The sequence below is a fragment of the Mycolicibacterium peregrinum genome (assembly GCF_001665625.1).
GTDB lineage: Bacteria > Actinomycetota > Actinomycetes > Mycobacteriales > Mycobacteriaceae > Mycobacterium > Mycobacterium peregrinum_B.
Genome location: NZ_LZSY01000116.1, coordinates 1 through 24,219 on the forward strand (window position 1 = coordinate 1; position 24,219 = coordinate 24,219).

The window sequence follows — 24,219 nt, forward strand, 5'->3', positions numbered from 1 at the left end:
CCCCCGGCCCCCGCGGGGGGGCGGCGTCGGGTGCCCCGAAGCCGGCCCCGCGGGCCCCGCGGGTCGGCAACAACCCCTTCTCGTCGCAGCAGCCGGTCGAGCGGCCCATCCCGCGGCCGCAGCCGCGTCCCGGTGCCCCGCGTCCCGGTGGTGGCCCGCGTCCGTCGCCCGGCAACATGCCGCCGCGTCCGGCCGGTGCAGGTGCTCCCGGACGTGGTGGCCCACGTCCCGGCCCGCGTCCCGGTGGCGGCCCCCGTCCCGGCGGTGCCGGTCAGGGTGCTCGTCCCGGTGGCGGTGGCGGCGGTAACTACCGCGGCGGCGGTGCCGGTGGTGGCGGTGGCGCACCCGCAGGTGGTGGCGGCGGTTTCCGCGGTCGCCCCGGCGGTGGTGGCGGCGGTCGTCCCGGTCAGCGCGGTGGCGCAGCCGGTGCGTTCGGTCGTCCCGGCGGTGCCCCGAAGCGCGGCCGTAAGTCGAAGCGGGCGAAACGCGCCGAATACGAGAACATGCAGGCGCCGGTCGTCGGTGGTGTGCGGTTGCCCAAGGGCAACGGCGAGACCATCCGGCTCGCCCGCGGCGCATCGCTGAGCGACTTCGCCGAGAAGATCGACGCCAACCCGGCCGCACTGGTCCAGGCGCTGTTCAACCTCGGTGAGATGGTCACCGCGACCCAGTCGGTCGGTGACGACACCCTGGAGCTGCTCGGCAGCGAGATGAACTTCAAGGTGCAGGTCGTCTCGCCCGAGGACGAGGACCGCGAACTGCTGCAGTCCTTCGACCTCACCTACGGCGAGGACGAGGGCGACGAGGACGACCTCGAGTTCCGCCCGCCTGTGGTCACGGTCATGGGTCACGTCGACCACGGCAAGACCCGACTGCTGGACACCATCCGCAACGCCACCGTCCGCGAGGGCGAGGCCGGCGGCATCACCCAGCACATCGGCGCCTACCAGGTCGAGGTCGATCTGGACGGCAACGTCCGGCCGATCACCTTCATCGACACCCCCGGTCACGAGGCGTTCACCGCCATGCGTGCCCGTGGTGCCAAGGCCACCGACATCGCGATCCTCGTGGTCGCGGCCGACGACGGCGTCATGCCACAGACGGTGGAGGCCATCAACCACGCGCAGGCCGCTGATGTGCCGATCGTGGTGGCGGTCAACAAGATCGACAAGGAAGGCGCCGACCCGGCCAAGATCCGGGCGCAGCTCACCGAGTACAACCTGGTGGCCGAGGACTACGGCGGCGACACCATGTTCGTCGACATCTCGGCCAAGCAGGGCACCAACATCCAGGCGCTGCTGGAAGCGGTCGTACTGACCGCCGACGCGGCCCTGGACCTGCGGGCCAACCCCGACATGGAGGCCCAGGGTGTGGCGATCGAGGCACACCTGGACCGCGGTCGCGGTCCGGTGGCCACGGTGCTCATCCAGCGCGGCACCCTGCGTGTCGGCGACTCGGTGGTGGCCGGCGATGCCTATGGCCGCGTCCGCCGGATGGTCGACGAGCACGGCGACGACGTCGAAGAGGCGCTGCCCTCGCGTCCGGTCCAGGTCATCGGCTTCACGTCGGTGCCCGGTGCCGGTGACAACTTCCTGGTTGTCGACGAGGACCGCATCGCCCGCCAGATCGCCGACCGGCGCAGCGCGCGCAAGCGCAACGCGCTGGCCGCACGCAGCCGCAAGCGGATCAGCCTGGAAGACCTGGATTCGGCACTGAAGGAAACCAGCCAGCTGAACCTGATCCTCAAGGGCGACAACGCCGGTACGGTCGAAGCCCTCGAGGAAGCGCTGATGGGCATCGAGATCGACGACGAAGTGGAGCTGCGGGTCATCGACCGCGGTGTCGGTGGTGTCACCGAGACCAACGTCAACCTGGCTTCTGCCTCGGACGCGATCATCATCGGGTTCAACGTCCGTGCCGAAGGCAAGGCGACCGAGCTGGCCAACCGCGAGGGTGTGGAGATCCGGTACTACTCGGTGATCTACCAGGCCATCGACGAGATCGAGAAGGCCCTCAAGGGCATGCTCAAGCCGGTCTACGAGGAGAAGGAACTCGGCCGCGCCGAGATCCGGGCGATCTTCCGGTCGTCGAAGGTCGGCAACATCGCCGGCTGCCTGGTCACCTCGGGCATCATGCGTCGCAACGCCAAGGCCCGGCTGCTGCGTGACAACACGGTGGTCGCGCAGAACCTCACGGTGTCCTCGCTCAAGCGCGAGAAGGACGATGCCACCGAGGTCCGCGAGGGTTACGAGTGCGGTCTGACGCTGACCTACAACGACATCAAGGAAGGCGACGTCGTCGAGACGTACGAACTCGTCGAGAAGGTTCGGACGTAGGGTATGGCTGATCCGGCACGGGCCAAGCGGCTGGCCAAGCGGATCTCCACCATCGTCGCCTCGGCGATCGAGTACGAGATCAAGGATCCGCGGCTCAACGGCGTGACGATCACCGATGCCAAGATGACCGGTGATCTGCACGACGCCACGCTGTACTACACGGTCATCGGGACCAGTCTCGATGAGGAACCGGACTATGCCGGCGTGGCCGCGGCGCTGGAAAGTGCCAAGGGCGTATTGCGGACCAAGGTGGGCGCCGGGACCGGGGTGCGATTCACCCCGACCCTGGCGTTCGTCCGCGACACCGTGCCCGACGCGGCGCACCGGATGGAGGAGCTGCTGGCCCGGGCGCGGGCTGCCGATGAGGAAGTGGCGAGAGTCAGGCAGGGCGCCAAGCATGCCGGCGACGAAGACCCGTACCGTGTGAACGGGGCGGAGGACACTGATGGGCTTGCCGACGGGGCAGACACAGAGGATGCCGGTGACCGCGATCGAACGGATGACTGAAACTGCTCATTCGGGGGCACCCAACGGGTGCCCTTCCGGTCAGCGTGTCGACGCGCGTGCGGCAGCCGACCTTCTCTCCGACGCGGCGAGCATCAGTGTGGTGTGCCATGTCTATCCCGATGCCGACACCATCGGCGCCGGGCTGGCCCTCGCACAGGTGCTCGACGACGCCGGCAAACAGGTCGAGGTGGCCTTCGCGGCTCCCGACCAGCTACCCGAATCCCTGCAGACCCTGCCGGGCGGGCATCTGATGGTCTCGCCGAGCGCCATCCGGGATGACGCTGATCTGGTTGTCACAGTGGACATCCCGAGCGTCAATCGGCTTGGTGCACTGGCGGGACTGGCCGGCCCCGGCCGTGAGGTCCTGGTGATCGATCACCATGCGTCCAATCAGTTGTTCGGCACCGCCAACTACGTCGACCCGACGGCGGATTCCACCACGATGCTGGTGGCCGAACTTCTCGACGCCTGGGACAAGCCCATCGACAAGCGGGTGGCGCACTGTCTGTACGCCGGGCTGACCACCGACACCGGCTCGTTCCGCTGGGCGACCGCGCGGGCGCACCGGTTGGCGGCCCGGTTGGTCGAACTCGGAGTGGACAACGCTTCGATCAGTCGCGCTCTCCTCGACACGCATCCGTTTGCATGGTTGCCGATGCTGTCGCGGGTGCTGGCCTCGGCGCGGCTGCTCCCGGCTGCTGTCGGTGGCCGCGGACTCGTGTACGCCGTTGTGCCGCATGACGAATGGTCCAGCGCCCGGCCCGAGGAAGTGGAAAGCATCGTCGACATCGTGCGCACCACCCAACAGGCAGAGGTTGCCGCGGTGTTCAAAGAGATTGAGCCGCAACACTGGTCGGTGTCGATGCGGGCGAAGTCGCTGAACCTGGCCACGGTCGCCAGCTCATTCGGTGGCGGCGGTCACCCGCACGCGGCCGGGTACTCGGCCGCCGGGCCCGCCGATGACGTCGTGCAGGCGCTTGCGCAAGCTCTTGCCTGACTGCGTGCGGCACGCCTCTCCCGGGCGGGCGCGTGGTTGAACCCGAAGGCGATATTCCCGTCACGCCGGCCACCACCCGCCGGATCGCCGGCCTGGCGTTTCCGGCACTCGGTGTGCTGGCCGCCGAGCCGATCTACCTGCTCTTCGACATCGCCATCGTCGGGCGGCTGGGCGCGCTCAGCCTGGCCGGCCTGGCGATCGGCGGCCTGATCCTCGGCCTGGTCAACTCGCAGGGCACGTTCCTGTCCTACGGCACCACGGCACGCTCGGCCCGCATGTTTGGGGCGGGTGACCGGCAGTCCGCCGTCGGCGAAGGTGTGCAGGCCACCTGGTTGGCCCTCGGACTGGGCCTCCTGATCATCGCGGTGGTACAGGCGGCGGCGGTGCCGCTGCTGTCGGCGATCGCGGGACGCTCCGACATCGCCGACGCCGCACTGCCGTGGCTGCGGATCGCCATCCTGGCCGCCCCGGCGATCCTGGTGTCGCTGGCAGGCAATGGCTGGATGCGCGGGGTACAGGACACGGTCCGGCCGCTGCGCTACGTGGTGTTCGGGTTCGCTGTGTCGGCGGTGCTCTGCCCGCCGCTGGTCTACGGCTGGCTGGGTCTGCCTCGGCTGGAGCTGGCCGGATCTGCGGTGGCCAACCTGGTGGGGCAGTGGGTGGCGGCGCTGTTGTTCCTGCGGGCCCTGTTGAGTGAGAAGGTGGCGCTACGGATTCAGCCCGCGGTACTGCGGGCCCAGTTGACCATGGGCCGGGATCTGCTGTTGCGGTCGATGGCGTTCCAGGCCTGCTTTCTGTCGGCCGGAGCCGTCGCTGCCCGGTTCGGTGCCGCGGCCGTGGCGGCCCATCAGGTTGTCCTGCAGGTCTGGAGTTTCCTTGCACTGGTGCTGGATTCGCTCGCCATCGCCGCGCAGTCGCTCGTCGGCGCGGCGTTGGGCGCGGGTCAACTTGCGCATGCCAAGAGCGTGGCCTGGCGGGTGACGCTGTTCTCCACGATGGCCGGTGTGGTGCTGGCCCTGGTGTTCGCCGTCGGCTCCTCGGTGCTGCCGCCCGTGTTCACCGATGATCAATCGGTGCTGGCGGCGATCAGGGTGCCGTGGTGGTTCCTGGTGGCCCAATTGCCGGTGGCGGGAATCGTCTTCGCCCTCGACGGTGTGCTTCTGGGCGCCGGCGACGCCAAATTCATGCGCAACGCGACCCTGGCCAGCGCGCTGGTCGGCTTCCTGCCGCTGATCTGGTTGTCGCTCATCTACGGCTGGGGCCTGTTCGGCATCTGGTCGGGGCTGAGCACGTTCATGGTGCTGAGGCTGATCTTCGTCGGCTGGCGGGCGTTCTCAGGGCGCTGGCTGGTGCCCGGTACCGCTTAGTTGCAGTTGCACCGCGAGTGAGCGTGTCTGCACCCCGACACGCCGCTCAGCACAGGCATTTTGCGCACGCTCGTGCATGGGGCTACTGCCGCTTACCGCTGACCACCCAGACTGCTCCCTTTCCCGCGCCGTGCTCGGCCACTGACACCTCATCGAATCCGATGCCACGGCACAGCGTCGCAAACGACTCAGCCTGCTGTCGTGTCCAGCCGTGGCTGGCCAATCCGGTGGCGTCATCGGGTGATTGACGCTCGATCGCGATCAACCTTCCACCCGGAACCAGCACGCGGTGGGCCTCGGCAACTGCCTTGTCGACGTCCTGCCAGTGGTGCACGGTGGCCAGTGCCCACACCACCGTGGCAGAACTGCCCGGCACGGGCAGTGCTTCCGCGGTGCCCTCGCGCCAGGTGATGGGCGCGCGTTTCGGCGTGACCAGCCGCGCGATGCGCACCATGGTGGACGAGGGGTCGACGCCGGTCACTTGCGCCCCGCGGCGGGCGGCCACCCGGGCGGCGGTGCCCGGTCCGCAGCCCACATCCACGACATGGTCTGCCGACGAGAGTTGCGCGACATCAGCGACCAACCGGGCCTTCGCCCGGCCCACCAGGAGGAAGGCCAGCCCGCACAACACCCCGGTGACCCCCGCGAACCCGGGGTGGTCGGCATGGTGATTGATCGCACGCGCGGCGTTCATAGGGTAGACCTTGCCGGTTCAAGGTGGGTTGAAGTCAAATGGCGGCATGGACCTGATCCCGATCGGAGAGGCCGCGGCGAGGTTGCAGATGAGCCCGTCGGCGTTGCGGTACTACGACGAACGCGGCTTGGTGTCCCCTCGACAGCGGCAGGCCGGCAAGCGGATGTACGGGCCCGAGGAGCTGCGCCGGCTCGCATTGCTCAAGATTGTGAATCGGTTGGGTCTTCCCCTCGACACCGCGGCCGCGGTGCTCGACGCGCCGAGTGAACAGTGGCGCGAGACGGTGCGCGAGCAGATCGCCGCGCTGGATCGGGTGATAGCGCAAGCGCAAGGGGCGCAACAGTTTCTGACCCATGCGTTGCGTTGCCCGAAAGACCACCCGGCGCGCGAATGCGACACCATGATCGGCGCGCTGGACCGGCTCGTCGACGGGATGAGCGTCGAGGAACTCGCCAGCGACCAGGCCGGGTGGCTCGTGGACTGACCCTCACCTGCGCGGGATACCGCCAAATTGGCGCATCGAACCCCGAGATCAAGGGCTGATACTTGAGGGGCGCGGACAGACAGGGGAGCGGGATGCCGTTGACGGTGTCGCAGGTGCTGGGGTCCCGGCCCGAATCGCTGACCGCTGCGGCCGCTGACGTCAAGGCGGCAGGCGCCGAAATCGATGTTCAGATGGCCAGCGAGCGATCTCAGATGGACGCGTTGGCCTCGAAATGGTCCGGCACCGCGTCGGACGGTGCGCAGGTCAATGCCACCGAAATGATCGGTGATCAACAGATCTATCGGGCCAAGCTGCAGAAGTTGTCCGACAAGATGAGGGAGTCCGGGGACACGCTCACGGGCATTCGGAAGGAACTCGCCGACCTCGTCAACAGTGGTGAGGCGCAGTATTTCAACATCGCCGACAATGGATCGGTAACCGCCGGCTGGAGACTGCTGTGGTGGGCGGCCCTCTCGCCCAGAAACGCCCTGGAGGTCAAGATCAGGCAGCTCAAACTCCAGACGAAGATCCAGACCGCGCTGGACAAGTTCGATGCCGCGGACAAGTCCACGGCCGCGGCATTGCGCAAGATCGATCGAGGCTGACCCAGACATGAACCAGCCGTTGGCGGTGAGCATCGAGGCCATGCGTCTCTGCGCCAACGGGCTGAACCAGGTTTCGGCGGAGCTTCACGGAGACCGGGCGGGTCCGGCCGTGTCGGGGGCGTCCGGTTCGCTTTCGGCGCTCGAGACCGCGGGCGTGTGCCGGGACGTCGGTGACTCACTGGCACGACAGGCACAGTCGCTGGGCGACGATGTGTCGGAGTACTCCGGAAAATTGGTTCTCGCTGCCGACCGCTATGAGCGCGGCGATATCGAAGCTGCCGAAAGTATTGACTTCGCCGGGCCGGAAGAGCCCCAGGAACAGGATCCCAATGCGCCACCGGAGCAGAAGGTCGCTCGGCATGAGCAAGCCCTGCGTGACGCCGGTCTGCTCGACGGCTCGGCCGACGGTCGTTACCGGGACTGGTTGCTGAACGCGGCACGTCACGATGTGTCGCCGGAGACCATCGTCGACATCGCGCGGACCCACGACATCGACCCCGAGGACTTCGACGTCTTCGACGGCATGGAGGAAGTGAAGGATGCCGACGGCAAGTCGTTCTTCCGCATCCCACAGGGCACCAGTCCGGAGAAAGTGAAGAAGGCGGCGTTGATGAGCTACATCCTCAATGCGGGAACGGATTACGACAAGGCCGAACTCGGCCCTGACGGCCAGGCCGGCACGTCCGACGATGTCCAGAACGACTTCGAGGAGGTGCCGTACTCTGCCGCCGAGGTTGAGCGAATCATCGATCGGCAGAACTCCAACTCCTGGAGTTACACGGCCGCTGCCGGGCTGCCCTACACCGGTGGAGCGGTGGCGACCACGCCGACCGGGACGCTGATGGCATTGGGCGGCAAGCCGACGGATTGGGCGGCATTCCAAGGTGGTTCGACGTATGGCGACATCTTCACCGTCAACCTCAACGATGTCGAACACCCGGGCAACAAGCTTCGGGAGATCATTCAGTCCGGAAATATGTGGTACGGCGGTGCCAATGGGGTGGGGCGCGAGGGCGCACTCGATCTGGATCGCCTGCTCCATCACGAAGAGCGACATTCGCAGCAGTGGGCGGAGAAAGGTCCGGTGAGAATGGGCATCGATTACGGCACCGGAGGGATCATCCAGGGGATGGGCGGCGTAAACCCGCTCGAAGAGGACGCCGGTCTGTCGGATGGGGGCTACCACTGATGCGCCGATGCTTTGTCGCGATAGCTATGGCAGTCGTCGTGCTGTCGGCCTCGGGCTGTGAGACCAGGGCGCCGTTCGCCCCGTCACTGACCCCGTCGTGGGGTGCGCGCGTCACCGATGGAAAGTTGCAGATCTGGACCGGCGCGCCATGTGTTGCCGTCAAGAAGATCTCGTTGAGCCACGACTCCGAGGATGCCGAGTTGGTGCTCACGGCCACCGATCCGGCCGGGGCGGACGTCGAGCATCTGACGTTGGGTGGGCCGTACCCCGCCGGGCTGCAGGTCACGCGACCGTGGCCGCAGGGCCTGGATTGGCGTACCGCGAAGCAACTGACTTTCCAGCTCGACGCATTTCCCCCCGGTGCGAAATCAGTCGTTTTCGGCGCGGGGACCGAGGTCTCCGAAATCGTCGCAGGATCACCGGAACATCCGGCCGATACCTACTGGTTCACCGGTGTGGGCTGGCTCAACCCAGCCGATGTCGCGGCGAAGGACGACAAGACGTTCACCTCTGTCTGCACTCCCCAACGGTAGGTCGTGTCAGTGAACTTTGGGCACCGCCGTCTGCGCTTCCGACCCGGCGGGGAGGTAAGCGGCGTCAGCGCACCTGCGCGCGTCCCCGCTCGATCACGGAGCTGCGGCTGGCCGCGATGTCGTCGCCGGACGCCGTTGCCATCCAGGCGCGGGCGGAGGCCGCTTCGATCCACAGCCCTTGATTGGTCTGGGACTCGTCGATGCGGTGATACGACGCGAGCAGAGCGCGGACCGCGGCCTGATTGTTGGCAACGATCGAGGCGGCCACCTTGCGGGCCGTCGGTAGCAGCTCGTCGTGGGGGACCACCTCGGTGACCAGCCCGGCCCGCAATGCGTCGGTGGCCGAGAGATAGTCACCGGTCAGGCTCATCCGCCGGGCCATGCCCACCCCGACTTTCTGCGGCAGGCGCACGCTCAGGCCCCAGGTCGGCAGCAGCCCGACCCGCGCGTGGGTGTCGGCGAATCGGGCCTGCTCGGAGGCGATCAGGATGTCGCAGTACAGCGCCAGCTCCAGGCCACCGGTGACCGCGGCGCCGTTGATCGCGCCGATCACCGGCTTGGTCATCGCCGGCCACTTGGGGGAGATGTCGGGCAGCTCGGTGGTGTCGCCGAGTTCCTTGAGGTCCAGGCCTGCGCAGAACACCGGATCGGCACCGGTGAGGATCACCACGTCGACACCCTCGTCGGCCTGCGCATCGCGCAACGCCTGGTAGAACTCGGTGCGCAGTCGCGACGACAGGGCGTTGCGGGACTGGGGCCGGTTCAGCGTCAGGGTGCGGACTCGGTCGGTGGTCTCGATCAGCAGGACGTCATCACTCATGCGATCAACCTATCGTGGGGTCATGTGCCGCAATATCACGGAGCTGCGTGGGCTGGAGCCCGCCGCTACTGACGAAGAGATCGAAGCCGCGGCGCGCCAGTATGTGCGCAAGGTCAGCGGCATCACCCGACCGACCGGGGCCAACGTCGAGGCCTTCGAGGCGGCCGTCGCCGAGGTCACCGCCACGACCACCAGGCTGCTCGACGGGCTCGCCCCGCGTCGGCAGCCGCCGAAAACCGTCCCGCCTCTACGTCGTCCAGAGGTGCGAGCCCGCCTGGCCGCACAGTGACGCCGACTCCTGCGCTCAAGGAGTGGAGCGCGGCCGTGCACGCGCTGCTCGACGGTCGACAGACCGTGCTGCTGCGCAAGGGTGGCATCCACGAAAAGCGGTTCTCGGTCGCCGCACCGGAATTCGTGCTGTTCCCGACGATTGCGCACAGCCACGCCGAACGGGTGCGCCTCGAACACCATGACCTGCTCGCTGAGGCGTCCGCCGACAGCACCCAGGAGACCGTGACGGTTCGAGCCGGAGCGAAAGTTGTTGCCGCTGTGGAGGTCGACCGTCCCGCGTCGATCGACGACCTGGCCGACCTGCACATCTGGACCGCAGAATCGGTGCGGGCCGACCGCCTCGATTTCCGCCCCAAACACCGCCTGACCATCCTGGTCGTCCAGGTGGCCCCGTTGCGCACGCCGATTCAGCTGATCCGCACCCCCGAGTTCGCAGGATGCAAGAGCTGGGTCGACCTTGCGGTGCAGGCGGACTGGGGCCCGCCGGTGCACGACGACGCGATGTTGCGTGATGTCGCCGAGCGGGTGCGAACCTCAGTCGGCTGAGGGCGGCACCGGGCCGGCAGGCAACACCACCCGCGACACCCCGCCCTGTCCGTGATGCACGGTATGGGTGGCCGGCACCAGCTGGGAACCGGAGATCGGCGGCTCGGCGGTGCCCAGGTTACGGGCGAAGCGTGGATGTGAACCGCCGGCGATCAGCAGTCGGATCCGTGACCCCGCGGGGAAGCGGTGTGCGACGGCGTCGAGCTCGAGCCGAACCGGTCCGGTGTGATCATTCAACCGGAGGAAACCGTCGGACACGTTGCGGGACCGGCCTTTTGCGTCCACCTCACTGATCCGGACGAAGATGTCGTGATGTGGGTTGTCGCAGCTGTGTGCCAGCTCGACGACCGGGTTTCCGGCCACATACAGATCGGCAGGAAGCGGATCGCCGGTGAACGTCAGCACATCGTCGCGCCGGGCCAGTCGAGTGTCGTCGCGGTATCCGCCGGCCGCGGCTAGCAGCCGGCCGCCGACGGTGGGCGTGGGGTCGGCGGGGTCATAGGTGAACGACGACGGCGGGGCGGTGTGCGGCGGAGCGCTGTCGGTCAGTCGACCCGTCGGCTGCAGGAACAACTCGTGCTCCGGCATGGCCGGCGGCCAGTCGGCCAGCTCCACCCAGCCGCGCCCGTTGACATGGATCCGGACGGTGCTGCGGGTGGTCTCGCCGTGGCCGGCCAGGTGGGCGCCCAGCCAGTCCAGCGATTCGCCGACCACGGTGGTGAGCCCCTTGGTCATCAGCTGTGTGTGAGTCCACGGACCGACCGTCAATGCCACCGGGACACCGCGCCGGTGCAGCTGCTCGTACTGCTCCAAGGTTTGGTCCAGGAACAGGTCCTGCCATCCACTGAGCAGCAGGATGGGTACCTCGGCCTGCTGCAATGCGTCGTCGAACCGCAACAGGTCCCAGAACGGATCGTCGCGTTCGGGATGCTCCAGCCAGGATTCGTACCACGGTGCGCCCGTGCCCAGCAGCTGACGGCCGGCTGCACCCATGGGTAGGCCGGCGGTCGCCTTGGCGAGCTCGGCGGGCCCGCGCAGCTGCCGCGACAGGGCCTGCACCACGCCGGGCTCCTCCTGGCGGGCGACCATCGCACTCCAGCCGAGGAAGTCGTTGAGGGAGAACGATCCGGTGCCCCAGGAGGATGCGCTGAAGTCGTGCGGGCCGACGGTGATGACGGCGGCCTTCATCTCCGGCGGCGGATCGGCCAGCAGCGCCCACTGGGTGAAGCCGAGGTAGGACAGGCCCACAGTGGCGAACGAGCCGGTGAACCACGGCTGGTCGCGCAGCCAAGCCACGGTGTCGGCGCCGTCGGCCATTTCGTGGACCATCGGTGTGAATTGCCCGCCTGAGCCGAACGTGCCGCGCACACTCTGCAGCACCACGTGGTAGCCGCGAGCCGCATACACCTGGGCGAAAAGGGGTGAGAACGGGAAGCGTCGGCCGTAGGGCCCGCGCACCAGGAGAGTGCCCGCGGGACTGTCGGTGACGGGTGCGTAGTGATCGGCGATCAGCTCGACCCCGTCGCGCATCGGCACCCGCAGCCCGTGCTGCACTGTGAAGTCGGTCGTGTGCGGCGGCAGACCCAGAACTTTGCTGACCGCCTTACCGGCGTACCGGCGGAACTTGCTCACGCAACCAGGTTACGGATCGGCCGCCGCGGTGCTCGGACTCGGCGGCGCTCAGAACTTGTAGTACGGCGCGAGTTCGTGGGCCCGCTGCAGGTTGACCTGCAGGCAGTCCGGCCGATCCGGGGAGTGGACCGGCGAGTAGAACAGCGACTGCTGGATGAGGCCGTAACTGGTCTTGAACGCGATCATGCAGGTGACCCACCACCGATCGTTCCAGTCGGTCGGCTTCATGATCCAGTACTGCGCCGCGCGGTGACCGTTCACGTCCAACTCGACCGCATCGGCCGGAATGGTCTGCTCGTAGGTGCGCCAAACGAACGCCTCGACGGCCATCTGGTAATTGCCGGCGTCGTAGTGGCAGCGCAGGCTGTCCTCAGGCTCGGGCGGGGTGTAGGCCAGGCCGATCCGCTGGACCGCGTCGAACGGGATGTCATTGCACGGATCGAACGGTGAGGGGTCCGTGGTCTCGACGACCGGCCACTTGATCGTGGTGGACACGTTGGTCATCGGGAGGTCGGTGACGTCGAGTCGGAGCGGGCCCGAGTCTGCGCCTTGGGTCTGGTTCGGCTGCCACGCCACGAGCACCGCCGCAACCAACGCCGCAACCAGCCCTGTCGAAGCCGAAAGTAGGCGCAACTTGGCGGCCATCACACCCCCTCGTAGTTTGGTGGCAAAACCGTTCCCCGGCTTGCGGGGAGTGTAGCGGTCTGTCGCGACGGACTCGACCATAAACGAGAACCTGTTCTAGTTGTCAACGGCCTGCTGTCGCGCCGCCCGGTTAGGCTGGTCCGTTGTGGTGGTGCAACTGTGATGATTGATCACGAATCAAGGGACCGGCAGCCGGTTCTGTGGGCGATCAGCGACCTGCATACCGGTCACAACGGGAACAAGCCGGTGACCGAGTCGCTGTATCCGGCCTCGCCGGACGACTGGCTGATCGTCGCGGGTGATGTCGGGGAGCGCACCGATGAGATCAGATGGGCTCTGGACCTGCTGCGCAAGCGGTTCGCGAAAGTCATCTGGGTTCCGGGCAACCACGAACTGTGGACCACAAACAAGGACCCGATGCAGATCTTCGGCCGGTCCCGCTATGACTATCTGGTCGACATGTGCGACCAGATGGGTGTCATCACTCCCGAGCACCCGTTCCCGGTGTGGACCGAACAGGGCGGCCCGGCCACGATCGTGCCGATGTTCCTGCTCTACGACTACACCTTCCTGCCCGAGGGAGCCTCGAACAAGGCCGAGGGGTTGGCCATCGCCCGGGACCGGAACGTCGTCGGCACCGATGAGTTCCTGTTGTCCAGTGAGCCCTACGCGACCCGCGACGCCTGGTGTCGTGAACGGGTGGCGGCCACCCGCAAGCGACTCGAAGACCTGGACTGGATGACCCCGACGGTTCAGGTCAACCACTTTCCGATGGTCCGAGAACCCTGCGATGCGATGTTCTATCCGGAGTTCTCGTTGTGGTGCGGTACGACGGCCACCAGGGACTGGCACACCCGCTACAACGCGATCTGCTCGGTATACGGCCATCTGCACATCCCACGCACCACGTGGTACGACGACGTGCGCTTCGAAGAGGTTTCGGTCGGCTATCCGCGGGAGTGGCGTCGCCGCAAGCCCTTCCGTTGGCTGCGCCAGATCCTGCCCGACCCCAACTACACGCCCGGGTATCTCAACGAGTTCGGCGGACACTTCCAGATCACGGCCGAGATGCGAGCCCACGCACAGCAGATGCAGGAGCGCATCAAGGCGAGGCGCGTATGAGCGGCACGTTGTTGGGGCAGGTGCTGCCTGATATGCCGGAAAAGCTCGCGGCGGCCGAGATGTACGACGACCCGCCGGGTCTGACGGCGCTTCCGGAGGAGGCGGAACTGGTGGCCCGTGCGGTGGCCAAGCGGCGTAACGAGTTCACCACGGTGCGCTACTGCGCCCGCCAGGCGTTGGGCGAGCTGGGCGTGGGTCCGGTCCCGATCCTGAAGGGGGACAAGGGCGAGCCGTGCTGGCCCGACGGCATCGTCGGTAGCCTGACGCACTGTCAGGGCTTTCGCGGGGCGGTGGTCGGCCGGGTCGGCGGTGTCCGCTCCGTCGGCATCGACGCCGAACCGCACGACGTGCTACCCGACGGGGTGCTGGGCGCCATCTCCCTGCCGTTGGAGCGCTCCGAGCTGGGTGGGCTGCCCGACGGTTTGCACTGGGACCGAATCCTGTTCTGCGCCAAGGAGGCTACCTACAAGGCGTGGTACCCGTTGACCCATCGCTGGCTCGGGTTCGAAGATGCCCACATCACGTTCGGGGTGGACGGGTCGGGCACCGCCGGAACATTCCGCTCCCAGATCCTCATCGACCCGGCCGCCGAACACGGGCCGCCGCTGACCGCACTCGACGGCCGCTGGTCGGTGCGCGACGGCGTCACGTTGACGGCGATCGTGCTGTGAGCCGACCGGTTCCGGACCCCGGCTTGGTGATCGTCGACAAGCCGGCCGGAATGACCAGTCATGACGTGGTGGGGCGGTGCCGGCGACTGTTCGGCACCCGCAAGGTCGGTCACGCAGGCACGCTCGACCCGATGGCCACCGGTGTGCTGGTGGTGGGGATCGAACGCGCCACCAAGATCCTCGGCCTGCTCACCGCTACCGACAAGTCGTATTCGGCAACGATCCGGCTGGGACAGACCACCACGACCGAAGATGCCGAAGGTGAAGTGCTGCAGTCGGTCTCAGCTGCGAGCGTGACCGATGAGCAGATCGAAGCCGCCGTCGCGACGCTGCGCGGCGACATCGAGCAGGTGCCCTCGGCGGTGAGCGCCATCAAGGTCGGCGGTCAGCGGGCCTACAAGCTGGCACGTGAGGGGCAGACTGTCGAGTTGGCCGCCCGGCCCGTACGCATCGGCCGGTTCGAGGTACTCGCCGTCCGGCGGGTGGACGACTTCGTCGACGTTGATGTCGAGGTGGACTGTTCCTCGGGCACCTATATCCGCGCCCTGGCTCGCGATGTCGGTGTGGCACTGGGTGTTGGTGGGCATCTGACGGCCCTGCGGCGCACCAAGGTCGGTCGGTACGGCCTCGACGAGGCCCGCACCCTGGACGAGCTCGCAGAGGAAGCGCGGCTGAGCTACTCGCTCGACGAGGCCTGCCTGGTCGGTTTTCCGCGCCGCGACCTGACCGACGCGGAAACCGAGGACACCCGGCACGGCCGGGCGCTGACCCCCGCCGGGATCGACGGAGTCTACGCTGCCACCGCGCCCGACGGGCGGGTCATCGCACTGCTGCAGGACGGCACGTCGCGCACCAAGAACGTCGTGGTGCTCCGGCCGGCGACGCTGTAGGTGACTGTTGCGACGCTACATGCAATCAAGTCGGTATGTTAGGTCCATGCTGACCATTACCCTGGTCGGCTAGGATTCGGGCGATGTCAGCAGTGGTCAACGGGCAGGCCAAGCGGCGCACGCAGGCTGAGCGCAGCGCTGCGATGCGGACGCGCCTGCTGGATGCCACGGTTGAGTGCCTAGTCACCTACGGCTACGCGGGCACCACCACGCAGCGGGTCGCAGAGGTCGCGGGCGTCACGCGCGGCGCCCAGGTGCACCACTTCCGGTCCAAGGAAGACCTGGTGGTGGCGGCGATCGAGCACTTGGCCGAGCAGCGAGTCCAGGCCGCGGTTCGTGATCTCGGGCGAGCGGCCGGCAGTCCGGATGCGGTGTCGACGATGCTGGACTACCTCTGGGAATCGCATCAAGGTCCGATTTTCGTTGCCACGCTGGAACTCTGGGTGGCAGCTCGCACCGACGCGGTGCTGGCGGCGCAGATCGAGCGCGTCGAGCCGATCGTCAACGGTGCGCTGATCGCAGCATTGGCGCAACTGGTGCCGGACCGGGCTGCGCAAAAAGAACTGCGAGACCTGGCGTATACCGCCATGGACGCACTGCGGGGGATTCTGTTGTCCAGTTTCGCCGACCGCAACCCGGAGCGCGCCAAGAAGCGCTGGGACCGGGTGTGCGTCCAGTTGCGCGGCATGCTCACCGAAGCTCTGGGTGGCGAAACCCTGAGCGTCGACAACTGACCGCAGACTCCACTTCTAACGAGCCTTCGGTCTCTCCACCTGCCATCTTCTGGTGAACCTCGGACGGTCCAGCAGACCCTCTTGTTAAGATACAAACCAGTTGGTATGTTTCTGACATCGCACAGAAAGTGAGGGTTTGATGCCCAACAAGGTGTATGTGATCGGTGTCGGGATGACGAAGTTCGAGAAGCCCGGCCACCGGACCAACGACGACGGGTCGGCGTGGGATTACCCGGATATGGCTCGCGAATCTGGCTCGAAAGCATTGGCGGACGCGGGGATTGACTACCGCGAGATTCAGGAGGCCTACGTCGGCTACGTCTATGGGGAATCGACCTCAGGGCAGCGGGCCGTCTACGAACTCGGGATGACAGGTCTTCCGATCGTCAACGTGAACAACAACTGTTCGACTGGATCCACCGCGTTGTATCTCGCGGCCCGCGCGGTGCGCAGCGGCATGGCTGACTGCGCGCTGGCGCTCGGTTTCGAGAAGATGCAGCCCGGCTCCCTCGGGTCGACGTACGACGATCGCGAACAGCCGATGGCCAAGCATTTCCTGGCACTGGCCGAGATCTCCGAAGTGCTGTTTCCGCCGGCGCCCTGGATGTTCGGCGCTGCCGGGCGTGAACATATGAAGCAATACGGCTCCACCGCAGAGCATTTCGCCAAGATCGGTCACAAGAACCACAAGCACTCCGTGAACAACCCGTACGCGCAGTTCCAGGACGAGCACAGCCTCGACGACATCCTCGGTTCGCGGATGATCTACGACCCGCTGACCAAGCTGCAGTGCTCACCGACCTCTGATGGGTCCGGAGCGGCGATCCTGGCCAGCGAGGAGTTCGTCGACAAGCACGGACTGTCCGCCCAGGCCGTGGAGATCGTCGGTCAGGCAATGACCACCGATTTCGAGAACAGCTTCGACGGCACCTGTAAGGCATTGATCGGCCATCACATGAATGTCGCTGCCGCCCGGCAGGTTTACGACGAGTCCGGACTGGGGCCCGAAGATTTTCAGGTCATCGAACTGCACGACTGTTTCAGCGCCAACGAACTGCTGTTGTACGAGGCGTTGGGTCTGTGTGGCGAGGGGGAGGCGCCGAAGCTGATCGACAACGGCGACACCACCTATGGCGGGCGGTGGGTGGTCAATCCGTCCGGTGGGCTGATCTCGAAGGGCCATCCTCTCGGTGCCACCGGCCTGGCGCAATGCGCCGAACTCACCTGGCAACTGCGCGGCACCGCCGACAAACGTCAGGTCGACGGCGTCACCGCCGCGTTGCAACACAACATCGGCCTCGGCGGTGCCGCCGTCGTGACCGCTTACCAGCGCGCCGAGCGCTAGAGATTTCCTCCGCGAGCAGACGTGAAAGCGCCCGGTTCTACGGCATTTCGGGTGCGTACACGTCTGCTCGCACAACAAACAGTCAGGAGAAACGAACAATGGGACACATCGAAGCAACCCGTGACCTGACGGCCGGACCGGACGCACTGTGGGCGACCGTGTCCGATCCGCAGACCTGGGACAAGTGGTTCACCGTCCACGACAAATGGCTCGAGGAGCCGCCGGCCACGTTGACCGCCGGGGCGAAGCTCAGCGCCAAGATCGTCATGCTGGGCATGGCGAACAAGATCGACTGGACCATCGAATCCGTCGACGCACCCAACAGCCTCGTGCTTTCCGGCACCGGTATGGCCGGCGTGAAGGCGAAGTTCGCGTTCACCATCGACCCGATCGGCACCGGGTCCCGCTTCACCGTCAGTGGTGACTTCGAAGGCGCGCTCGTCAAGGGTGCGCTGGCAAAGGCCGTGGAGAAGGACGGTGTCAAGCAACTCGACAAGAGCCTCGATGCGCTCGACGCGTTGGCATCGGCGGCGGCATGACCGCGATCGAGGAAGAACTGGTATTCGACGACAGCGGGCTGAACACCTGGACCGACGAGGAGCGGTTCGAGGTCACCAGTGAACGTCTCGCCGAATACGCCGCGGCCACCAACGATCCGATCCCGGCGCACCGCTCCGGTGACATCGCTCCTCCGGTGTTCGCGATCGTTCCGGTGTTCGAGGCGCTTTTGGTACCCGCGGTCGACGTGTTGCCGGTCGAACTCATCCCAAGGGTGGTCCACGGCGAACAGGACTTCCATTTCCACCGGCCGATCCGGCCCGGCGACAAGCTGGTGTCACGCGGGAAGATGATCGGCTACGAGGGCCTGGAGAACGGAACCCGTGCAGCGATCTACCTCGAATGCCGCACGGAGGATGGCGAACTCGTCAACGAACAATACGTCACCACGTTCGTGCGGGGCTTCGACGCCGGCAAGACGATGGGGGAGTTGAGCCCGAGTCACCGGTTCGACGAAACGTTGCGTGCCGGCACCCCGGTAGCGACCGTCGTCCAACACGTCGATGATGACCAGACATTCCGGTACAGCCCGGCTTCGGGCGACCCGATGCCCATTCACCTCGACGAGGAGGTGGCGAGGGATGCCGGTCTGCCCGGCATCATTGCGCACGGCCTTTGCACCATGGCGTTCACGTCGTGGGCCGTGCTCACCGAAGTGGCGAGATCGGATGTGAACCGACTCAAGCGATTTGCGGTGCGGTTCTCCAAGATGGTGCTCCCCGGCGACGACCTAGAGACCCGCATCTGGCGGAAGGGGTCGTCCGACGGTGTCACGACATACGCATTCGAAACCGCCAGGGGCTCCGATTTCGTCATCACCGACGGCCTGGCCGAAATAGCCGAGGAGGCATAGCAAGATGGGTGCATTGGAAGGACGCGTCGCGGTCATCACCGGCGCGGGTCGCGGAATCGGGCGGGAACACGCCCTGCTGTTCGCGTCGGAAGGGGCCAGCGTCGTCGTCAACGATCTGGGCGGCAGCAACGCCGGCGAGGGCACAGACGCCGGGCCGGCGCATGACGTGGTCGCGGAGATCCAGGCTGCCGGCGGCAAGGCCGTGGCCAATACCGCGAACGTTGCCACCTGGGATGGGGCGAAGTCCTTGGTACAGCAGGCGATCAACGAGTTCGGTCGGCTCGACGTCGTCGTCAACAACGCCGGAATACTGCGAGACGGATTCATCCCGACGATGGCCGAGGCGGACTGGGACGCGGTGATCGCCGTTCACCTCAAGGGGCACTTCTCGGTACTGCGCCACGCGGCCGAGTACTGGAAAGCCCAGTCGAAGGCCGGCGACCAGCCCAACGCAGCGGTGATCAACACCGCATCGGGCTCGGGGACCACGATCCCGAACGCCGGACAGGCGAACTACGGATCGGCCAAGGCGGCGATCGCCGCGCTGACTCTGGTAGCCGCCGACGAGTTGGAACGCTACGGCGTCCGCGTGAATGCGATCGCGCCGATCGCTCGGACCCGACTCACCCTGGCGACCCCCGGGATGGGCGCGCTGATGGCGGAACCCGAGGAGGAGGGAGAGGCCGACCTGTTCAGCCCGGCCAACATCTCACCGCTCGTCGCCTACCTCGCGACGGAGAAGTGTCCGGTCACCGGTCGGGTGTACGCCGTTCAGGGCGGGGCGATCTCGCAGTTGGCCGGCTGGCACGACGTCGAGACCATCGAGACGGACAGTCTGTGGCAGATCGACGACATCGCCGGACGGCTGCCGTCATGATCGAGTGGTCCGACACCGATGTGATCATGCGTGACACGGTCCGCGAGTTCATCGACAAGGAGATCCGGCCGCATCTCGACGGGCTGGAGAGCGGTGAGCTGTCGCCGTACCCGTTCGCCCGCAAGCTGTTCAGTGAGTTCGGGCTCGACGTGATGGCGGCCGAGGCGGTCAAGACCATACTCGACAAGGAGCGCGAACGCGGAGTCGGCGAGCGCCGGCAGTCCTCCGGCGGCATGAGTGGTCTCGGCGAACAGGCCTCGATGGCTGCGGTCATGGTCGCAGAGCTGGCCGGGGTCAGTATCGGGCTGCTCAGCACCGTGGGGGTCAGTCTGGGGCTGGGTGCGGCGACCATCATGAGCCGTGGCACCTTGGCTCAGAAGGAGCGGTGGCTCCCGGAACTGATGACGCTGGAAAAGGTTGCGGCCTGGGCGATCACCGAACCCGATGCGGGATCGGATGCGTTCGGCGGTATGAAGACCTACGTCAAGCGTGACGGTACCGATTACATCCTGAACGGGCAGAAGACCTTCATCACCAACGGCCCCTGTGCCGATGTGCTGATCGTCTACGCCAAGCTGGACGAGGGCAACGCCGGGACTGACCGGCGGGACCGCCCGGTGCTCACCTTCGTGCTGGACTCCGGCATGCCCGGCCTGACCCAGGGCAAGCCGTTCAAGAAGATGGGCATGATGTCCTCGCCCACGGGTGAGTTGTTCTTCGACAACGTGCGGATCAGCCCCGATCGCTTGTTGGGGGAGACCGAATCTCACTCCGGAGGCGACGGACGCGACAGTGCGCGAGCGAATTTCGCCGCGGAGCGCGTCGGGGTGGCGTTGATGTCGTTGGGCATCATCAACGAGTGTCACCGGCTCTGCCTGGACTATGCGAAGACCCGCACGTTGTGGGGTAAGAAGATCGCCGAGTTCCAGTTGATCCAGCTGAAGCTGGCCAAGATGGAGATCGCCCGGATCAATGTGCAGAACATGGTGTTCCAGACGCTGGAACGGCTGAAGTCTGGCTCGCTTCCGACGCTTTCGGAGGCCTCGGCGATCAAGCTCTACTCGTCGGAGGCCGCGACGGAGGTGGCCATGGACGCCGTTCAGTTGTTCGGCGGTAACGGCTACATGGCCGAATACCGCGTCGAGCAACTTGCGCGTGACGCCAAGTCGCTGATGATCTACGCGGGCAGCAACGAGGTGCAGGTTACTCACATCGCGAAGGGGCTGCTCGCGGGATGATCGCCGCAAACCGCGCTCACTTCGGCGGGGTGGGCACAAGAGTGCTGTCGGTGCCGGGCAGCGGGACCCCAGTGGTTCTGCTGCACGGCTACGCCGACAGTGCAGACACCTGGCGTGGCGTGCTCACCCGCCTGGAGGCGCTCGGACACAGGGCGCTCGCGGTCGATCTGCCGGGCTTCGGCCAGGCGGATCCACGCCGCGCCGGCCCCTTGCGGCCGCAGTTCGATGCCTTCGCCGACGCACTTCTGGCCGAGACCGGACCCGTCGTCCTGGTGGGAAACTCGCTCGGTGCGGCGACGGCGCTCGGGGCGGCGGCCCGAAATCCGGACCTGGTCACGGCGGTCGTCGCGCTGGACGATCCGCTCAATGCCCGCCACTGGATCGCCAAACTAGCCCGAAAGCGCTCCATCCCCGCAGGGTTCTGGTCCTGCGTGGCACGCGTCCCGGTTCCGGCGCGTACGCTGCGCTGGCTCACCGTTACCGCTGTGCCGCGGGCGCTGTACGGCCCAGGGATCACCGCCGATCCTCAGGTCGTGGCCTATTGGTCCGGTTTGGTGTCGGGGACATCCGATGTCGCGGCGTTGGGGCGGGATGCCTTCCGATATGCGCATGAGGCGCTGGGTGGTCACCACGGTATCCGGGTCGGCTGCCCCACCGTGGTCGTGCACGGCGCGCGTGACCGGATCATTCCTGTCAATGCCAGTCAGGCACTGCACCAACAGATTCCAGGAAGTGAGCTCGTCGTGCTGTCCCGATCGGGTCATTGTCCACAACTCGACGATCCGGATGCCGTGGTTCGGATCATCACTGAGATCGGTGTGGCCGCGTGATGGGCGTACTGCATCAGCTGCGCGATGTCGTGGCGGCCGCTGTAGTTCTGCAGCGTCGCGGTCTGGTCGACCTGAGCGATCCCCTTGCAGCGCTCCGTGCGTCCCATGCCTTACGCAAGTACGGGTCGTTCGGCGGTCTGATCACCCACGCCGCTGCGCGATACGGTGACACGACTGCACTTGTCGACGAAGCCGGAACCCTGAGCTTCCGCGATCTGGAACGAACGTCGAATGCGTTGGCCCGCGGACTGTCCCGCAAGGGAGTCGAAGCGGGATCGGTAGTCGGCGTCCTCGAACGCAATCACCGGGGACTGATGCTCGCACTGGCGGCGGCGGGCAAGATCGGCGCCAGAGTGGTACTGCTCAACACCGGATTCGCAGCACCGCAGCTGGCCGACGTCTGTACGCGGGAGAGTGTTTCGGCGGTTGTGGCCGATGAGGAGTTCACAGCACTACTCGACGCGCTGCCGCCAGGTATCGAGAAGATCGTCGGATGGGTTGATGCCGCAACGACGCGTAGCACGTTGGATACCGTCGCGCGGGACGAGTGGACCGATCCGTTGCCCGCGCCGGGCAGGCTCGGTGGGATGGTCTTGTTGACCAGCGGTACCACCGGAACACCCAAGGGTGCACCGCGAAACAAGGTCAGCCCGTTGCAATCCGCCCAGTTGCTCGACCGGATCCCGTGGCCGGCCGGCGGAGCCTACTGTGTGGCGGCACCGATGTTCCATGCCACTGGGCTGGCGACCTGCTCGCTGGGACTTGCACTGGGCAACCGCGTCGTGTTGGCCCGCCGATTCGAGCCCGAGGACACACTTGCGTCGATCGAGAACCACCGGGCGGGCGCGCTCATCGTCGTGCCGACGATGTTGCAGCGAATCCTCGACCTGGGTCCCGATGTGCTCGGGCGCTATGACACCTCCTCGCTGGAGGTGGTGTTCGCTGCCGGTTCTGCGCTTTCGCCAGACCTCTGCCGGCGCACGGCAGACGTGTTCGGCGACGTGCTCTACAACCTGTACGGGTCGACCGAAGTCGCTGTCGCAGCCGTCGCCACCCCCAGCGAACTGCGGGCGGCCCCGGGCACCGTGGGACGTCCACCGGTCGGATGCGCCGTGGCCGCCTACGACGAGCAACGCCGCAGGATCACCGAACCCGGGCGTAGCGGAACGCTTTTCGTGTCCAGCGGGCTGAGCTTCTCGGGGTACACCGACGGTGGACACAAGGAGATCGTCGACGGTCTGTTGTCCTCGGGGGACACCGGGCATTTCACCGCCGACGGGTTGTGGTTCGTCGACGGTCGTGACGACGACATGATCGTCTCCGGGGGAGAGAACGTCTTCCCACTCGAGGTCGAGAACCTGCTCGCCGACCACCCGGCGGTGGTCGAATCATGTGTCCTCGGCGTGGACGACGATGACTTCGGAAAACGATTGCGAGCTTTCGTGGTTCGCAATCCGGATTCTGATCTGGATGCCGATGGTGTCAGGACGTATGTCCGTGCCGGGCTGGCCCGGCACAAGGTTCCCCGGGACGTGATCTTCGTCGACTCGTTGCCGCGCAACGAGACCGGAAAAGTCCTCAAAGGAGCGTTGCGGAAGGAGTTCCGATGAATACGACCCCATTCGGAAGTGGACAGGTGGTGGCGATCACCGGCGGTGCGCGGGGGATCGGCAGGGCGACCGGGGCGGCGTTTCTGCGCGCCGGTGCGCGGGTCGCACTGGGCGACATCGACGCCGAGTTGGTCGAGAAGACGGCGGGCGAACTCGTCGAGGCGACCGGGGGTGTGGTGTGCGGGCTGCCGCTCGATGTCACCGACCGGGCATCGTTCTCGTCGTTTCTCGACGCGACCCAGGAACGGCTCGGCCCACTGGGCGCGCTGGTGAACAACGCAGGCATCATGCCGACCGGCGAGTTCACGCAGGAGAACGACGACATGACCGACCGGATGGTCGCGATCAACCTGAGTGGTGTCCTCTACGGATCGAAGCTCGCTGCGAACCGGATGGCCGGGCGCCGCGGTCACATCGTCAACGTGGCGTCGCTGGCCGGTGTGAGCGCCTTTCCGGGATTGGCCACCTACTGCGCCACCAAGCACGCGGTCGTGGGGTTCTCCGAGGCGCTGCACCTCGAACTGGCCGCTACGGGAATCGGAGTCACCGCGGTGCTGCCCGGCGTGGTGCACACCGAACTGTCTGCCGGGCACAGCACTCCGAAATGGATTCGGCCGATCGCTGAGGTCGAACCCGAGGATGTCGCGGCTGCGATCGTCTCCGCAGTAGGAAGCCGCAAGAACACGATTGCGGTACCTCGGACCCTGGGCGCGATGATCAAAGTCGCCTCCGGCCTACCCGACAGCGTGCGGCACCGACTCTCCCGCACTGCCCATTTCGACACCGCATTCACCCATGTCGACGCGGAAGCACGGGCGGCCTACCACCGGCGTCTCGACATCTGA

The 24,219-nt window shown here is 66.5% G+C and carries 26 protein-coding genes; 22 read left to right on the forward strand and 4 right to left on the reverse strand.

Going from position 1 to position 24,219, the window contains the following annotated elements; translation table 11 throughout:
• From infB to A5779_RS18190, 4 genes are all read left to right on the forward strand, one after another.
• Positions 1–2,336: translation initiation factor IF-2 (gene infB / locus A5779_RS18175; RefSeq protein WP_064884257.1), on the forward strand; the 2,336-nt coding region annotated here is incomplete at its 5' end.
• 3 nt (positions 2,337–2,339) lie between these two features.
• Positions 2,340–2,843 (forward strand): 30S ribosome-binding factor RbfA, encoded by a 504-nt coding sequence (gene rbfA / locus A5779_RS18180; protein ID WP_064884259.1) that lies wholly within the window; start codon positions 2,340–2,342, stop codon positions 2,841–2,843.
• Positions 2,836–3,840 carry a DHH family phosphoesterase gene (locus A5779_RS18185; protein WP_064884483.1) on the forward strand — a complete coding sequence of 335 codons (1,005 nt, stop codon included), beginning with the start codon at positions 2,836–2,838 and terminating at the stop codon, positions 3,838–3,840. The genes rbfA and A5779_RS18185 overlap by 8 nt, the downstream gene beginning before the upstream one ends.
• Positions 3,841–3,872: 32 nt before the next feature.
• A complete protein-coding gene (locus tag A5779_RS18190; protein ID WP_064884260.1) occupies positions 3,873–5,207 on the forward strand; it encodes an MATE family efflux transporter in 1,335 nt (444 codons plus the stop codon).
• A gap of 82 nt (positions 5,208–5,289) precedes the next feature.
• Here A5779_RS18190 and A5779_RS18195 read toward each other — a convergent pair whose 3' ends face one another.
• Entirely contained in the window at positions 5,290–5,901 is a 612-nt protein-coding gene (locus tag A5779_RS18195; protein ID WP_064884262.1) for a class I SAM-dependent methyltransferase, read from the reverse strand.
• Positions 5,902–5,947: 46 nt separating this feature from the next.
• On the opposite strand from A5779_RS18195, the gene A5779_RS18200 reads away from it, so the two are divergent.
• The 4 genes from A5779_RS18200 to A5779_RS18215 all read left to right on the forward strand — a co-directional run bounded on the left by A5779_RS18200 (position 5,948) and on the right by A5779_RS18215 (position 8,712).
• A complete protein-coding gene (locus A5779_RS18200; RefSeq protein ID WP_064884264.1) occupies positions 5,948–6,385 on the forward strand; it encodes a MerR family transcriptional regulator in 438 nt (145 codons plus the stop codon).
• 92 nt (positions 6,386–6,477) lie between these two features.
• Positions 6,478–6,990, forward strand: coding sequence for a WXG100 family type VII secretion target (locus A5779_RS18205; protein ID WP_064884266.1), 513 nt, complete (start codon positions 6,478–6,480; stop codon positions 6,988–6,990).
• Between the two features lie 7 nt (positions 6,991–6,997).
• Positions 6,998–8,179, forward strand: a complete 1,182-nt coding sequence (locus A5779_RS18210; protein WP_064884268.1) for a type VII secretion target — start codon at positions 6,998–7,000, stop codon at positions 8,177–8,179.
• A gap of 26 nt (positions 8,180–8,205) precedes the next feature.
• Positions 8,206–8,712 (forward strand): hypothetical protein, encoded by a 507-nt coding sequence (locus tag A5779_RS18215; RefSeq protein WP_064884270.1) that lies wholly within the window; start codon positions 8,206–8,208, stop codon positions 8,710–8,712.
• A gap of 64 nt (positions 8,713–8,776) precedes the next feature.
• On the opposite strand, the gene A5779_RS18220 is transcribed toward A5779_RS18215, so the two are convergent.
• Positions 8,777–9,532 (reverse strand): enoyl-CoA hydratase, encoded by a 756-nt coding sequence (locus A5779_RS18220; RefSeq protein ID WP_064884273.1) that lies wholly within the window; start codon positions 9,530–9,532, stop codon positions 8,777–8,779.
• A 22-nt stretch (positions 9,533–9,554) separates the two neighbouring features.
• Between A5779_RS18220 and A5779_RS18225 the strand changes: the two genes are divergently transcribed.
• Entirely contained in the window at positions 9,555–9,821 is a 267-nt protein-coding gene (locus A5779_RS18225) for a DUF2277 domain-containing protein (RefSeq protein ID WP_064884276.1), read from the forward strand.
• Positions 9,818–10,369, forward strand: a complete 552-nt coding sequence (locus A5779_RS18230) for a DUF1802 family protein (RefSeq protein ID WP_064884278.1) — start codon at positions 9,818–9,820, stop codon at positions 10,367–10,369. The genes A5779_RS18225 and A5779_RS18230 overlap by 4 nt, the downstream gene beginning before the upstream one ends.
• Here A5779_RS18230 and A5779_RS18235 read toward each other — a convergent pair.
• Complete coding sequence (locus A5779_RS18235) at positions 10,358–12,001, reverse strand: CocE/NonD family hydrolase (RefSeq protein ID WP_064884280.1); 1,644 nt, start codon at positions 11,999–12,001, stop codon at positions 10,358–10,360. The genes A5779_RS18230 and A5779_RS18235 overlap by 12 nt on opposite strands.
• Before the next feature lie 48 nt (positions 12,002–12,049).
• The gene (locus tag A5779_RS18240; RefSeq protein WP_064884485.1) at positions 12,050–12,646 is read right to left on the reverse strand and encodes a DUF3558 domain-containing protein; all 597 of its coding nucleotides are present in this window, start codon (positions 12,644–12,646) and stop codon (positions 12,050–12,052) included.
• 162 nt (positions 12,647–12,808) lie between these two features.
• On the opposite strand from A5779_RS18240, the gene A5779_RS18245 reads away from it, so the two are divergent.
• From A5779_RS18245 to A5779_RS18300, 12 genes are all read left to right on the forward strand, one after another.
• A complete protein-coding gene (locus A5779_RS18245) occupies positions 12,809–13,768 on the forward strand; it encodes an ACP phosphodiesterase PptH (protein ID WP_064884282.1) in 960 nt (319 codons plus the stop codon).
• Positions 13,765–14,439 (forward strand): 4'-phosphopantetheinyl transferase PptT, encoded by a 675-nt coding sequence (pptT, locus tag A5779_RS18250; protein ID WP_064884284.1) that lies wholly within the window; start codon positions 13,765–13,767, stop codon positions 14,437–14,439. The genes A5779_RS18245 and pptT overlap by 4 nt, the downstream gene beginning before the upstream one ends.
• The gene (gene truB, locus A5779_RS18255; RefSeq protein ID WP_082941740.1) at positions 14,436–15,329 is read left to right on the forward strand and encodes a tRNA pseudouridine(55) synthase TruB; all 894 of its coding nucleotides are present in this window, start codon (positions 14,436–14,438) and stop codon (positions 15,327–15,329) included. The genes pptT and truB overlap by 4 nt, the downstream gene beginning before the upstream one ends.
• Before the next feature lie 83 nt (positions 15,330–15,412).
• Positions 15,413–16,063 carry a TetR/AcrR family transcriptional regulator gene (locus A5779_RS18260; RefSeq protein WP_064884286.1) on the forward strand — a complete coding sequence of 217 codons (651 nt, stop codon included), beginning with the start codon at positions 15,413–15,415 and terminating at the stop codon, positions 16,061–16,063.
• 139 nt (positions 16,064–16,202) lie between these two features.
• Positions 16,203–17,408 (forward strand): lipid-transfer protein, encoded by a 1,206-nt coding sequence (locus A5779_RS18265; RefSeq protein ID WP_064884288.1) that lies wholly within the window; start codon positions 16,203–16,205, stop codon positions 17,406–17,408.
• A 98-nt stretch (positions 17,409–17,506) separates the two neighbouring features.
• Positions 17,507–17,947: a type II toxin-antitoxin system Rv0910 family toxin gene (locus tag A5779_RS18270; RefSeq protein ID WP_064884290.1), complete on the forward strand. Its 441-nt coding sequence runs from the start codon at positions 17,507–17,509 to the stop codon at positions 17,945–17,947.
• A complete protein-coding gene (locus A5779_RS18275; RefSeq protein ID WP_064884292.1) occupies positions 17,944–18,819 on the forward strand; it encodes a MaoC/PaaZ C-terminal domain-containing protein in 876 nt (291 codons plus the stop codon). Before A5779_RS18270 ends, A5779_RS18275 begins: the two co-directional genes overlap by 4 nt.
• A 4-nt stretch (positions 18,820–18,823) precedes the next feature.
• Positions 18,824–19,696, forward strand: coding sequence for an SDR family oxidoreductase (locus A5779_RS18280; protein ID WP_064884294.1), 873 nt, complete (start codon positions 18,824–18,826; stop codon positions 19,694–19,696).
• Positions 19,693–20,934 carry an acyl-CoA dehydrogenase family protein gene (locus A5779_RS18285; RefSeq protein ID WP_064884296.1) on the forward strand — a complete coding sequence of 414 codons (1,242 nt, stop codon included), beginning with the start codon at positions 19,693–19,695 and terminating at the stop codon, positions 20,932–20,934. The genes A5779_RS18280 and A5779_RS18285 overlap by 4 nt, the downstream gene beginning before the upstream one ends.
• Entirely contained in the window at positions 20,931–21,764 is an 834-nt protein-coding gene (locus tag A5779_RS18290) for an alpha/beta fold hydrolase (protein ID WP_064884297.1), read from the forward strand. Before A5779_RS18285 ends, A5779_RS18290 begins: the two co-directional genes overlap by 4 nt.
• The gene (locus A5779_RS18295; protein ID WP_064884299.1) at positions 21,764–23,374 is read left to right on the forward strand and encodes an acyl-CoA synthetase; all 1,611 of its coding nucleotides are present in this window, start codon (positions 21,764–21,766) and stop codon (positions 23,372–23,374) included. The genes A5779_RS18290 and A5779_RS18295 overlap by 1 nt, the downstream gene beginning before the upstream one ends.
• Positions 23,371–24,219 carry an SDR family oxidoreductase gene (locus tag A5779_RS18300; protein WP_064884301.1) on the forward strand — a complete coding sequence of 283 codons (849 nt, stop codon included), beginning with the start codon at positions 23,371–23,373 and terminating at the stop codon, positions 24,217–24,219. The genes A5779_RS18295 and A5779_RS18300 overlap by 4 nt, the downstream gene beginning before the upstream one ends.